10 protein-coding genes are annotated in these 12,929 nt (G+C 72.6%); 8 read left to right on the top strand and 2 right to left on the bottom strand.

The annotated features are described in order from the left end of the window. Positions 1 to 54 precede the first annotated feature (54 nt). From tatC to ACIBFB_RS10740, 4 genes are all read left to right on the top strand, one after another. Positions 55 to 885 (top strand): twin-arginine translocase subunit TatC, encoded by an 831-nt coding sequence (tatC, locus tag ACIBFB_RS10755; protein WP_397229243.1) that lies wholly within the window; start codon positions 55 to 57, stop codon positions 883 to 885. A gap of 101 nt (positions 886 to 986) precedes the next feature. Continuing rightward, complete coding sequence (locus ACIBFB_RS10750) at positions 987 to 1,409, top strand: DUF397 domain-containing protein (protein WP_397228642.1); 423 nt, start codon at positions 987 to 989, stop codon at positions 1,407 to 1,409. Between the two features lie 85 nt (positions 1,410 to 1,494). After that, positions 1,495 to 2,391 carry a diacylglycerol/lipid kinase family protein gene (locus ACIBFB_RS10745; protein ID WP_397228640.1) on the top strand — a complete coding sequence of 299 codons (897 nt, stop codon included), beginning with the start codon at positions 1,495 to 1,497 and terminating at the stop codon, positions 2,389 to 2,391. Between the two features lie 12 nt (positions 2,392 to 2,403). Then, positions 2,404 to 5,244, top strand: coding sequence for a DEAD/DEAH box helicase (locus ACIBFB_RS10740; RefSeq protein ID WP_397228638.1), 2,841 nt, complete (start codon positions 2,404 to 2,406; stop codon positions 5,242 to 5,244). 7 nt (positions 5,245 to 5,251) lie between these two features. On the opposite strand, the gene ACIBFB_RS10735 is transcribed toward ACIBFB_RS10740, so the two are convergent. Both ACIBFB_RS10735 and ACIBFB_RS10730 read right to left on the bottom strand, forming a co-directional pair. Continuing rightward, positions 5,252 to 6,295: a LacI family DNA-binding transcriptional regulator gene (locus ACIBFB_RS10735; RefSeq protein ID WP_397228636.1), complete on the bottom strand. Its 1,044-nt coding sequence runs from the start codon at positions 6,293 to 6,295 to the stop codon at positions 5,252 to 5,254. A 139-nt stretch (positions 6,296 to 6,434) separates the two neighbouring features. Next, complete coding sequence (locus ACIBFB_RS10730) at positions 6,435 to 8,561, bottom strand: glycoside hydrolase family 32 protein (RefSeq protein ID WP_397228634.1); 2,127 nt, start codon at positions 8,559 to 8,561, stop codon at positions 6,435 to 6,437. Positions 8,562 to 8,881: 320 nt separating this feature from the next. Between ACIBFB_RS10730 and ACIBFB_RS10725 the strand changes: the two genes are divergently transcribed. Genes ACIBFB_RS10725 through ACIBFB_RS10710 form a run of 4 tightly spaced genes read left to right on the top strand, consistent with a single transcriptional unit; the run spans position 8,882 to position 12,829 of the window. Further along, positions 8,882 to 9,931 (top strand): substrate-binding domain-containing protein, encoded by a 1,050-nt coding sequence (locus ACIBFB_RS10725; protein WP_397228632.1) that lies wholly within the window; start codon positions 8,882 to 8,884, stop codon positions 9,929 to 9,931. 35 nt (positions 9,932 to 9,966) lie between these two features. Next, complete coding sequence (locus tag ACIBFB_RS10720) at positions 9,967 to 11,016, top strand: ABC transporter permease (RefSeq protein ID WP_397228630.1); 1,050 nt, start codon at positions 9,967 to 9,969, stop codon at positions 11,014 to 11,016. Beyond that, entirely contained in the window at positions 11,013 to 11,873 is an 861-nt protein-coding gene (locus tag ACIBFB_RS10715; protein ID WP_397228628.1) for an ATP-binding cassette domain-containing protein, read from the top strand. The genes ACIBFB_RS10720 and ACIBFB_RS10715 overlap by 4 nt, the downstream gene beginning before the upstream one ends. After that, positions 11,870 to 12,829 (top strand): carbohydrate kinase, encoded by a 960-nt coding sequence (locus ACIBFB_RS10710; RefSeq protein ID WP_397228626.1) that lies wholly within the window; start codon positions 11,870 to 11,872, stop codon positions 12,827 to 12,829. Before ACIBFB_RS10715 ends, ACIBFB_RS10710 begins: the two co-directional genes overlap by 4 nt. Positions 12,830 to 12,929 lie beyond the last annotated feature (100 nt).

The following is a 12,929-nucleotide window of genomic DNA, read 5'->3' as shown; positions in this document are numbered from 1 at the left end:
GAGAGTGACCACACGATGAGGGCACGAGGCCGGGCGGCCAATCCGGAGGCCCGGATGCCGCTCATGGACCACCTGCGCGAACTGCGCGGACGCCTGACCAAGGCGCTGATCGGGCTCGTGCTGGGCGCCGTCGTGGGCTACGTCTTCTACCAGCAGGTGTGGGACTTCCTCACCGCCCCGTACTGTTCGCTGCCGGAGTCGTCCGCGTTCGACTCCGAGGGCTGCTCGCTCATCGTCACCGGCCCCTTCGACGCGTTCTTCGTCGCGATGAAGGTGTGGATCTTCGTCGGCGCCCTGGTCTCCGCGCCGGTCTGGCTGTACCAGCTGTGGGCGTTCGTCGCCCCGGCCCTGCACAACCGGGAGAAGCGGTACGTCTACGTCTTCGTGCCGCTGGCCGTGGTGCTGTTCGTCGGCGGCGCCGCGCTGGCCTACCGGATCACATCCCTGGCCCTGACCGTGCTGTTCGGTTTCCTGCCCGAGGACGCCGACCCGATGCTGACCGTCGACCAGTACCTCGACTACATGATCATCATGATGGTCATGTTCGGGCTGGGCTTCGTGATGCCCCTGCTGGTCGCGCTGCTCAACCTGGCCGGGATCCTGCCGCACGCCGCCCTGGCCAAGTGGCGCCGGGCGATCATCTTCGGGGCGTTCGCGGTGTCGGCGGTCATCACCCCGGCCGAGCCGATCTCCATGATCGCGCTGGCCGTCCCGCTGGTGATCCTGTTCGAGGCGGCCGAGCTGTTCGCCTTCCTCAACGACCGCCGCAAGCGCCGCGACGATCCCCTCGCCGACCTCGCGGACGACGAGATCTCCGAGCTCGACGACGCGCCCTCGGACCTGGACGGGCCGGACGTGGAGGAGAAGTCCTCCAAGCGCCGATGAGCGCGTCCGCGACACGCTAGGGTCTGGCGGGGGCCGGACGGTACGGTCCCGGCGCCCCGGGCCGCTCCCGGGGACGACCGATGTTGTGAAGGGCCAGTCCGATGAGTGAGCAGTCCGAAGCCAAGCGTGAGCTTCCTCCCGAGGCCATGGGCAACGAGAAGTGGCACGACACCACGCACGCGGTGTGGATGCGCTCCTCCCTGTCCAAGGAGGAGTCCGAGGCGGTCGTCGAGGTCGCCACGTTCGACGACGGCTTCCGCGCCGTGCGCGACGGCAAGTCGCCCGAGAAGGGCACGCTGTTCTTCACCCCGGCCGAGTGGGAGGCCTTCGTCCTGGGGGCCCGCGACGGCGAGTTCGACATCCCCGAGGAGTACCTGACGGAGGAGGAGCGGCGCATACAGAACCGCGAGGTCGACGTCGAGGTCGCGTGGGTGCCCTCCCCGCTCAACACCCCCGAGGCGATGGAGGAGTACCATCGCCGCCAGCGCGAGGAGGCCGAGCGGGCCCGCACCGACGGGTCCTGACGGTCGGGCGCACCCGGGCGCGAGGGTGTGCGCGGTCCGGCCCTCGCGCACCCTCCGCACCCCCGGGCAGTTGAAGGACCACACCATGACCCCCGAGATCGACCTCCTGGTCAACCCCCGCTCCGGCCGGGGCCGCGCCGCCGTCACCGCCGTCCGGCTCAAGGAGCGCCTGCGCGAGGCGGGAGCCGACGTGCGCGTCCTGGTCGGCCGCTCCGCCGCCGACAGCCGCCGGCTGGCCCGCCTGTCCGCCGCCGACCGTCCCGACGCCCTGGTGACCGTGGGCGGGGACGGGCTGGTGCACCAGGCCGTGCAGGCGGTCGTGGGAACCGGGGTGCCCCTGGGGGTCGTGCCCGCCGGGACCGGCAACGACATCGCCCGCGCCGTCGGCCGTCCCGGCCGCTCGGTCGGGGACACCGCCGCCGCGATCCTGGCCGGGCGCACACGCTCGTTCGACGCCGTGCGCACGCGGCTGGAGGACGGTACCGAGCGCCACTTCCTGAGCGTCCTGGCCTGCGGCTTCGACGCCCGCGTCAACGAGCGGGTGAACGGCTTCCGGTTCAGCGTGGGCCGGGCCGGATACGTGCTGGGCCTGCTGGCCGAACTGCGCTCCTTCGCCCCCGCCGACTTCACCGTCGAGGTGGACGGGCGCCGGATCGAGGAGCCCGGCATGCTCGTCGCGGTCGGCAACACCAGCGCCTACGGCGGCGGCATGCGCATCTGCCCCGACGCGGTGCCCGACGACGGCCTGCTCGACGTGGTCTTCCTGCGCGCCGCGCCGACCGCCCGGTTCGTGCGGCTGTTCCCGCTGGTCTTCACCGGCGGCCACACCGGTCTGGACCTGGTCGCAGTGGAGCGCGGTCGCAGGGTCGCGATCCGCGCCGAGGCCGGGGCCGCCTACGCCGACGGCGAACGGATCGGCCACCCTCCGCTGGTCTGCGACGTCGTCCCCGGCGCGGTCGAGATGCTGGAGCTGACCTCATAGTCTGAGAGGCATATGAGTACTCACGCTGAGCGGTACGCCGCCTTCCGTCGGCGCAAGAGCGCCTCCAGCGCCGCGATCGAGGCCTTCCAGGGTCTGTACGGGTTCGAGTTCGACCCCTTCCAGATCCGTGCCTGCAAGGCGTTGGAGTACGGCCACGGGGTGCTGGTCGCCGCGCCCACGGGCTCCGGCAAGACGGTGGTCGGCGAGTTCGCCGTGCACCTGGCGCTGAGCCAGGGGACCAAGTGCTTCTACACCACCCCCATCAAGGCGCTGTCGAACCAGAAGTACAACGACCTGGTCAGCCGCTACGGCGCCGAGAGGGTCGGTCTGCTGACCGGGGACAACAGCGTCAACGGCGAGGCGCCCGTGGTCGTGATGACCACCGAGGTGCTGCGCAACATGCTCTACGAGGGGTCGGCCACCCTCGGGGGGCTGGCGTACGTGGTCATGGACGAGGTCCACTACCTCGCCGACCGGTTCCGCGGCGCTGTCTGGGAGGAGGTGATCATCCACCTGCCCGAGTCGGTGCGGATGGTCGCCCTGTCCGCGACGGTCAGCAACGCCGAGGAGTTCGGCGAGTGGCTGCAGCAGGTGCGCGGCGACACCACCGTCATCGTCGACGAGAAGCGGCCGGTCCCGCTGTGGCAGCACGTCATGGTGGGCGGACGGATCCACGACCTGTTCGCCGAACCGGTGGAGGAGAACGCCTCCGACGAGGAGGAGGGGAGGCGCGAGGGCGGCCGCAAGCGCAAACGCGACCGCCGCCGCGACCAGTCGTGGCGTCCGCGCGAGATCGTCGTCGGCGGACAGCGCCTGGCGATCAACCCGCGGCTGAGCCGGATCGCCGAGGAGGACGCCCGGACCACCCAGCTGGCGCACCGGAAGCGCGCCCCGCAGGCGCGCGCCCGCGGCAACATGCGCCCCCGCACCCGGTACGCGCCGCCGACGCGGCCCACGATCATCGGCAAGCTCGACGACGAGGGCCTGCTGCCCGCCATCACGTTCATCTTCAGCCGCGTCGGCTGCGACGACGCCGTGCGCCAGTGCGTGGCCGCCGGGCTGGTGCTCACCACCCCGGAGGAGGCCGCCGAGATCCGCGAGTACGCGGAGACCCGGTGCGCCGACATCCCCCCGGCCGACCTCGCGGTCCTGGGCTTCGAGGGGTGGCTGCGCGCCCTGGAGTCGGGCATCTCGGCCCACCACGCGGGGATGCTGCCCACGTTCAAGGAGATCGTCGAGGACCTGTTCTCCCGTGGGCTGATCCGCGCCGTCTTCGCCACCGAGACGCTGGCGCTCGGCATCAACATGCCCGCCCGCACGGTGGTCATGGAGAAGCTGGACAAGTGGAACGGTGAGACCCACGCCCAGCTCACCCCGGGCGAGTACACCCAGCTGACCGGGCGCGCGGGGCGGCGCGGGATCGACGTCGAGGGCCACGCGGTGGTGGTCTGGCAGGCCGGGACCGACCCCGAGTCGGTCGCCAGCCTGGCGGGCACCCGCACCTACCCGCTCAACTCCAGCTTCCAGCCCTCCTACAACATGGCGGTCAACCTCGTCGGCCAGGTCGGCCGCCGTCGCAGCCGCTCCATGCTGGAGGAGTCCTTCGCCCAGTTCCAGGCCGATCGCGCCGTGGTCGGCCTGGTCAAGCAGCTGCGCAAGCACGAGGAGGCCCTGGAGGGGTACGCGGCCTCCGCCGAGTGCCACCTGGGCGACTTCATGGAGTACGCCTCGCTGCGCCGGGCGCTGAGCGACCGGGAGTCCGTGCTGGCCAAATCCCGTTCGGCGCGGCGCCGCGACGAAGCCCTGGAGAGCCTGGAGAAGCTGCGTCCGGGCGACATCATCCGGATCCCCTCGGGCCGCTTCTCCGGCCACGCCGTCGTCCTGGACCCCGGGCTCAAGCTCGACCTTCCGGCGCCGCTGGTGCTCACCGCCGACAAGCAGGTCAAACGGATCAACGCCAGCGACTTCACGATCCCGGTGCACCCGTCCGGGCGGATGCGCATCCCCAAGTCGTTCTCGGCGCGGTCGCCGCGCTCGCGCCAGGACCTGGCCTCGACCCTGCGCAACAAGCTCAAGGAGCAGGGCGACACCCCCAAGGCCGGGCGTGCCGCCCGCGACGCCGGTGAGGACGCCGAGGTGCTGCGGCTGCGGGCCGGGCTGCGCGCGCACCCGTGCCACGGATGCGACGAGCGCGAGGACCACGCCCGCTGGGCCGAGCGCCACTTCCGCCTGCGCAAGGAGACCGAGGGCCTGCGCCGCCGGGTGGAGGGCCGCTCGCACGTCATCGCGCGCACCTTCGACCGGGTGTGCGGTGTCCTGGAGGACCTGGGCTACCTGACGGACGACACCGTCTCGACGGACGGGGCCCAGCTGGCGAAGGTCTACTCGGAGCTGGACCTGCTGGTCGCCGAGTGCCTGCGCCGGGGGCTGTGGAAGGACCTGACCCCGGTCGACCTGGCCGCCTGCGCGGCCGCCCTGGTCTACGAGCCGCGCCGCAACGACGACCCCTTCCCGAGGGTCCCGCCGGGGCGGATCGAGGAGACCCTCCAGGAGATGCTGCGGCTGTGGGGCGACCTCAACGACGTCGAGTCGCGCCACCGCGTGTCGTTCCTGCGCCAGCCGGACTTCGGGTTCGTGTGGACCGCGCACCGGTGGGCGCGCGGCGACCGGCTCGACGCGATCCTGCGGCAGGCCGACATGCCCGCCGGCGACTTCGTGCGCACGGCCAAGATGCTCGCGGACATGCTCGGCCAGATCGCCGGGGCCACCGGCGACCCGGAGGTGCGCTCCACCGCGCGCAAGGCCACCGACCTGGTCCTGCGCGGAGTGGTGGCCTACTCGTCGTTCGGGTGAGCGGGACTCAGCGCGGCGGCGCGATCTCCCCGGAGCCGCGTACCACCAGTGTGGTGGGCACGCGGTCCTCGCGGGGCGGGGCGTCGTCGCCCCCGATGCGTTCGAACAGCCGCCGCACCGCCAGGGTCCCGATCCGCATCACGTCCTGGGCGACCACGGTCACCCGGGGCACGAGCAGGTCGGCCATCGGGAAGTCGTCGAAGCCGACGACGGCCACGCGCTCGTGCAGACCGCGCTCCTGGAGCGTCTGGATCGCGCCGATGGTGACCAGGTTCTGCGCGGTGAACAGGGCCGTGGGCGGGTGTTCGGCGTCGAGCAGCGCGGCGACCGCGCGCGCGGCGCTGGCGGTGTCGGGCAGGTCCTGGACGACGCGGCCGGGCCGTTCGGGCAGTCCCCGTTCGGCCAGGGCCTCCCGGTAGCCCGCCACGCGTTCCCCGACCGTGCTGATGGTGCGCGCGTCGCCGAGGAAGGCGATGTCGGTGTGCCCGTGGTCGGCCAGGTGCAGGACGGCCTCGCGCGCGCCCCCGGTGTTGGTGGCCAGGACCGCGTCGGCGGCCAGACCGCGCGGCGGACGGTCGACGAACACCACGGGGGTGCCCGTGCGGATCTCCCGGTGCAGGTAGCCGTGGTCGGGCGCCGCGGGGACGATGATGATGCCGTCCACCCGGTGCAGCGTGGCGGCGCGGACCAGCTCCAGTTCGCGCTGCGGGTCCTCGTCCAGGCTGCCCGTGAAGACGAGGGTGTCGTGGCCGCGGGCGACGTTCTCCACCGCGCGGCTCAGGGTGGCGGAGAAGGGGTTGGCCACGTCCTCCAGCAGCAGGGCGATCTGCCGCGTGGCGCCGTCGGTGCGGCGCAGGCTGGAGGCGGCGAGGTTGGGCTGGAAGTCGAGCTGGACGATGGCGCGGGTGACGCGGTCGCGCAGTTCGTCGGAGACCGTGGAGACGCCGTTGATGACGCGGGAGACCGTCTTGATGCTCACCCCCGACAGTGCGGCGACGTCCCTCATCGTGGCCCGGCGGACCGGTTCCGCGGACGTGGACCGTCCCTCCATGCCATTGTGGTGCACCGACACTCGAACCCCGGCTTCTCTCCGCGTCGTCCCGATCGTCGTCCCCGTGCGCGGACGGGGCGGCGCCGTCAGGCGCCGCCCCCGAAGGCTCATCGCCGCGATCCGGCAGGTGGGGACGGTCTCATTCTGCCGCACCCGTCCCGGGGGTGAGCGGTCGGACGGTGACGTCCTCGGCCAGGCCGTTCCCGCCCTCGGCGTACAGGGTGACGCCGGTGGCCGAGGGGTCGGGGAAGGCGAGGTGGGTGAGCACCGCCCGCCCGTCGGCGGCGAAGACCTCCACCGACGAGGTGTCCACGACCACGCGCAGTCGCAGAGCGCCGTCCTCCAAGGGCAGCGGGACGCGGCTCCGGCTGGGGAAGGCGTGGTGGAAGCCGGTGTTCCCGGAGCGGGTGCGGTCCACGAAGAGCTCTCCCGCGCCGCTGTCGTAGCCGATCACCGTCGCCTGGTCGCCGTCGTCGTGCACGCGCAGGCCGATCTCGTCGGTTCCGCCCGGGCGCAGGGTGACCTCGACCTGGTGGGCCTGTCCGGGTGCGGGGTCGGCCAGGCGGAGGCCCTGGTCGATGACGGAGACGCGCGTGCGCTGGTACAGCGGCGGGCCGTAGATCTCCTGGAGCCCGTCGACCGGGCGCTGGACCAGCCGCGGGCGTCCCTCGACCGTCTCCAGCTCCAGCTGGCGGGGGAGCGCCATCTGGCCGCGCCAGGGTGAGGTGGGAACGGCTCCGGCGTACTGCCAGTTGCTCATCCAGGCCATGGTGATCCGGGCGTCGTCGGGGGTGTCGTTGTAGGAGACGGCGGCGTAGTAGTCGCGGCCCCAGTCGAGCCAGTCGTAGTCGGCCAGTCCGGACTGGGGGTGGTCGGACAGGACGACGTGGTCGAGGAGGATGTGGCCCCAGCCTCCGGTGGCGTCGTCGTTGACGCGCAGGCGGGCGGTGCGGCCGACCAGGTCGCCGACGTCCCAGGACACCCAGTCGAGGTGTTCGCTGTCGCGGCCGGTGGCGGTGCGTACGACCTCGCCGTCCACGACCAGGTTGACCGAGGCGTCGCCGCCCTGGCCGGTGTTGGGGTGGTTCCCGCCGCCGACGAGGAGGTTGACGTGGTCGCGGTCGATGGTGAACTCGGGTGAGGTGGCGTGGCCGCGCGGCGCGTCGCCGCCGACGTAGCTGTTGAGCAGGTGTCCGCCCTCGTGGCCGTGCACGTGCTGTTGGTCGGGCAGGGTGCCCTGGGCGGGTGCGGCGCCGAAGGGGCCGTCGCCGCCGGCGCCGTCGAGGTCGTTGACCACCTCCCAGTCGCCGTAGCCGTCCTCGAAGTCGGCCAGGAGTTCGCCCTCGGGCGGTCCGGAGTCGACCAGGTGGTCGGGGGTGAAGGCGGTGCCGTCGAAGTCGCCGACGAAGTACTGGGCGCCGGACCCTCCGGCGACCGCCCCGGGGTTGAGGTTGACGATGAGTACCCAACGGGTGTCGTCGGGGTCGCCGTCGACGGGGAGTTCGAACAGGTCGGGGACCTCCCAGATGCCGCCGTCGGCGTGGGCGGGGCCGAAGTCGCTGAGGAACTCCCATTCCCGGAGGTCGTCGGAGCGGTAGAAGTGGACGACGTGGTCGGTGGCGACGACGGCGGCCATCACCCAGTAGCCGCCCTCCTCGTACCAGAACACCTTGGGGTCGCGGAAGTCGGCGTCGCCGATGTCCAGGACCGGGTTGCCCGCGTACCGCTCCCAGGTGTAGCCGCCGTCGAGGCTGTAGGCGAGGGACTGCGCCTGGATGCCGGGGCGGTCGGAGGCGTCGGTGTAGGCGCTGGTGTAGACGGCGACCAGGGGCGGGTTCTGCGCGGTGCCCAGGCCGCTGGTGTTGTGCTCGTCGAAGACGATCCCGCCGGAGAAGACGTGCTCCCGGTCGGTGTACGGGAGGGCCAGCGGCTGCTCTTCCCAGTGGATCAGGTCGGGGCTGGTGGCGTGCCCCCAGGACATGTTGCCCCACTGGTCGCCCTCGGGGTTGTACTGGAAGTACAGGTGGTACACGCCGTCGTGGTGGATGAGGCCGTTGGGGTCGTTCATCCAGTGCTCGGCCGGGCTGAAGTGCAGCTGGGGCCGGTGGGGGTGGTCGGCGGCCGCGGCGGCGGGGACCGCCGCGGTGAGGGTCAGGGCGGCGGCCGTGGCCAGCACGGCGGCGCTCCAGGGGGTGGCGTGCCCGGAGGGGCCGACCGGGGCGGGCCGGTGCGGGCGGGGGGTGGCGGGGTGCGGTCGTCGGTGCATGCGGCTCTCCGATCTCGACCCCCGGAGGGGGAGGGGCCACGGCGGGGGGCGCCCGGTCGGCGGCGGCCGGGCGGGCCGTGGGTCGCTGGGAGGTTGCGGGAGTCGGTGACGTGGCTCACCCTGCATCGTCCGAGTCAACGTTGTCAACAGGGCCATACGAACTTCTTCGATTCGCTGAACTGCTGTGACTACGGGGGTTGACACGGAACGGATGTCTCGCTGAAACTTTCGGGACATCGTTGTCTCGGTGGCGTGAGTCACGGGACGGCGTCCCCCGACCGTGCCTCGCGCCCAGCGGGGCGATCCGAAGGAGAACTCCCATGACGTACGCACCGTGGACGCGCCGGGCCCTGGCCGCCACCGCGGGACTGGGCCTGGCGGCCTCGCTGGCCGCCTGTTCCGACGGCGGCGGAGGCGACGACACGGTCCTGGTGGGGCTGATCACCAAGACCGAGACCAATCCGTTCTTCGTCAAGATGCAGGAGGGCGCGGAGGCGGCAGCCGAGGAGAACGGCGTGACCCTCCAGACCTTCTCCGGCGAGTACGACGGAGACAACGAGACCCAGGTCCAGGCGGTGGAGAACCTCATCGCCGCCGGAGCCGACGGCATCCTCATCACCCCCAACGACTCCGCGGCGATCGTTCCGGTCCTGGACCGCGCCCGGGCCGCGGGGATCATGGTGATCGCGCTGGACACGCCGACCGAACCCGCCGACGCGGTCGACGCCACCTTCGCCACCGACAACTTCCGCGCCGGGGAGCTCATCGGCCAGTGGGCGGCCCAGCGCTTCGAGGAGGAGGGCGAGGAGCCCCGCGTGGCCATGCTCGACCTCAACCCCAACCAGATCGCCGTGGACGTCGCCCGCGACCAGGGCTTCCTCCAGGGCCTGGGGGTCGACATCGCCGACCCGGGCGAGATCGGCGACGAGGACGACCCCCGGATCGTCGGCCACGACGTCACCGAGGGCGCCGAGGAGGGCGGTCGCACCGCGATGGAGAACCTCCTCCAGCGCGACCCCGACCTCAACCTCGTCTACACGATCAACGAACCGGCCGCCGCCGGGGCGCACGAGGCGCTGGTGGCCGCCGGCCGCGCCGAGGACGTGACCATCGTGTCGGTCGACGGCGGCTGCCCGGGCGTGGACAACGTCGCCGGCGGCGTCATCGGCGCCACCGCCATGCAGTTCCCGCTGGACATGGCGGCGATGGGGGTGGAGGCGGTGGTCGAGTACAGCGCGACCGGCGAACTGCCCGAGCCCGCCGAGGGCGCGGACTTCGTCGACACCGGAGTGGAGCTCATCACCGACCAGGCGGTCGAGGGCCTGGAATCCCGGGACGGCGCCTGGGGCCAGGAGAACTGCTGGGGCTGACCCCGTCCACGACGCGAAGGAAGACGCACACCACCGTGACCACCTCGAACACCCGACCGGTGTCCTCCACGACCCCCGAACCGCCTCCGGCCGAGATCGACGTGCGCCCCCAGGGCCCGGTCGACCGGATCCAACGCCTCCTGCACGCCCAGGCCACCCTGGGCCCCGCCGCCGTCCTGCTCGTCACGGTCTGCGCGTTCGCCGTGATCAGCCCGAACTTCCTCCAACCCGCCAACCTGTCGCTGGTGCTCCAGCAGACCGCGGTCGTCGGCACCCTCGCGCTCGGGCAGACCCTGATCATCCTCACCGCGGGCATCGACCTGTCAGTGGGCTCGATCATGGTGCTGTGCTCCATCATCATGGGCCGCCTCTCGGCCGACCTGGGCGTGCCCGGGCCGCTCGCCCTGCTGGTGGGACTGGCCAGCGGCATGGCCTGCGGCCTGTTCAACGGGTTCCTCGTCACCAGGGTCAAGCTGCCCCCGTTCATCGTCACCCTGGGCTCGCTCAACATCTTCTTCGCGCTGAACCTGTGGATCTCCAGCAGCGAGACGATCCGCGGCACCGACATGTCCGCGCTGCTGCTGTGGACGGGCCGCGTGGTGACCATCGGAGGCACCCGGATCACCTACGGCTCCATCCTCATGCTCGCCATCGTCGCGGTGCTGGCCTACGCCCTGCACCGCACGCGGTGGGGGCGGCACGTGTACGCCACCGGCGACGACCGGGAGGCCGCCCGCCTGGCGGGGATCCGCGTCAACCGGGTGCTGCTGAGCGTCTACGCCGTCGCGGGCCTGGTCTACGCGGTGGGCGCGTGGATCCTCATCGGCCGGATCGCCTCGGCCAGCCCGCAGGCGGGCGTCATGGACAACCTCGACAGCATCACCGCGGTCGTCCTCGGCGGAACCAGTCTCTTCGGCGGCCGGGGCATGATCGTCGGCACCGTCATGGGCGCGCTCATCGTGGGCGTGTGCCGCAACGGCCTGTCCCTGGCCGGTGTGGACGTGCTGTGGCAGAACTTCGCGGTGGGCGTCCTGGTGATCCTCGCCGTCTCCCTCGACCAGTGGATCAGGAGGGCCCGCCGATGAGCCGGCCGACCTCGCGGACCGACGTCGCCGCACCCCCGGAGGAGAAGGCGCACACCCGGGCACAGCCGGTGCTCCAGGCGCGCGGCCTGGTCAAGCGGTACGGCAGGGTGACCGCTCTGGCCGGGGCGGACCTGGAGCTGTATCCCGGCGAGATCCTCGCCGTCATCGGAGACAACGGGGCGGGCAAGTCCAGCCTGATCAAGGCCCTGTCCGGAGCGATCGTCCCCGACGAGGGAGAGATCCTGGTCGACGGCGCGCCCGTGCGGCTGCCGACCCCGATCGCCGCCCGTGAGGCGGGCATCGAGACCGTGCACCAGAGCCTGGCCGTGTCGCCGTCCCTGGACATCGCCACCAACCTGTTCCTGGGCCGGGAGCTGCGCAGGCCGGGAGTGCTCGGATCGGTGTTCCGGATGCTCGACCGGCCGCGCATGCGGGCCGAGGCCGCCCGCCACCTGGCCGACCTGGGCATCATGACCATCCAGAACCCCAACCAGGCGGTGGAGACGCTCTCCGGCGGGCAACGCCAGGCGGTCGCGGTGGCCAGGGCGGCGGCGTTCGGGAACAAGGTCGTCATCATGGACGAACCGACCGCCGCGCTGGGCGTGCGCGAGTCCCGCGCGGTGCTCGACCTGATCCTGCGCGTGCGCGACAACGGGCTGCCGGTGATCCTCATCAGCCACAACATGCCGCACGTGTTCGAGATCGCCGACCGGGTGCACGTCCAACGGCTCGGCCGCCGGATCGCCACCCTCGACCCGTCCGGGTGCTCGATGTCCGACGCGGTCGCCGTGATGACCGGTGCGCTGGACCCGGACGAGCTGCCCGAGGGCGCGCTGGCACCGGGGGCCCGCCGATGATCCTGGTGTGCGGCGAGGCGCTGGTCGACCTCGTGCCCCAGCCCGGCGGGGACCTGTGGCGGGCGGTGCCGGGCGGCGGCCCGGCCAACACGGCCGTCGCCCTGGCCCGGCTCGGTGGGCGGGCGGCCCTGCTCTGCCGCCTGTCCGGGGACGCGTTCGGCCGCCGGATCCGCGCCCACCTGGCCGAACGCGGCGTGGACCTGGGGATGGCCGTGGCCGCCGACGAACCCTCCACGGTCGCGGTGGTCGGGTTGGACGAGCAGGGCGCGGCGGAGTACTCCTTCTACCTCGACGGGACCGCCGACTGGGGGTGGCGCCCGGAGGAGCTGCCGGAACCGCCCGGGGAGACCCGGGCCATCCACGTCGGCTCCCTGGCGACGGTGCTGGAGCCGGGGGCCGGGCACCTGTGGGCGTGGGTGCGGGCGCACCGCGAGCGCGCGGTGGTCGCCTACGACGTCAACGCCCGACCGGCCGTGGGGCTGGACCGGGGCGCCGTGGCGGCCTGGGCGGCGCGGTGGATGGACGCGGCCCACGTCGTGAAGGCCAGCGAGGAGGACCTGGCCTGGCTGGAGCCGGGCGGCGACCCGGTCGAGGTCGCCGGACGGTGGGCGGCCCGGCACGGACTCGACCTGCTGCTGCTCACCCGGGGCGGCGACGGGGCGGTGGCCCTGTCGGCCCACTGGGGGGACCGCGTGTCGGTCCCGGGCGTGCGGGTGCCGGTCCGGGACACCGTGGGCGCGGGCGACGCCTTCGGCGCCGCCGTCCTGGCCCGCCTGTCGGACCTGGGGTACCTGGCCGGGCCGGGCAAGCTCGCGACCCTGGACCCGGGGGCGGCGCGGGAGGCGCTGGAGTTCGCGGTGGCGGCGGGGGCGCTGGCGTGCACGGCCGAGGGCGCCGATCCCCCTGACCGCGAGCGCGTGGAGCGGTTCCTGCGCGGAACACGCGGGGAGGGGTGAGCGTCGCGGGGACAAGGGGACCCCGGTGGTCGATGCGCCGGTCGCGAGCGGCCATGATGGGGGGAGCACGGGACCCGACCAGGGCCTGTAGTCCGCGAGA

The sequence above is a fragment of the Nocardiopsis sp. NPDC050513 genome, from assembly GCF_044457925.1.
Lineage (GTDB): Bacteria > Actinomycetota > Actinomycetes > Streptosporangiales > Streptosporangiaceae > Nocardiopsis.
Note: the sequence above shows the minus strand (reverse complement) of the source record. Positions and strands in the feature narration are given on the sequence as shown.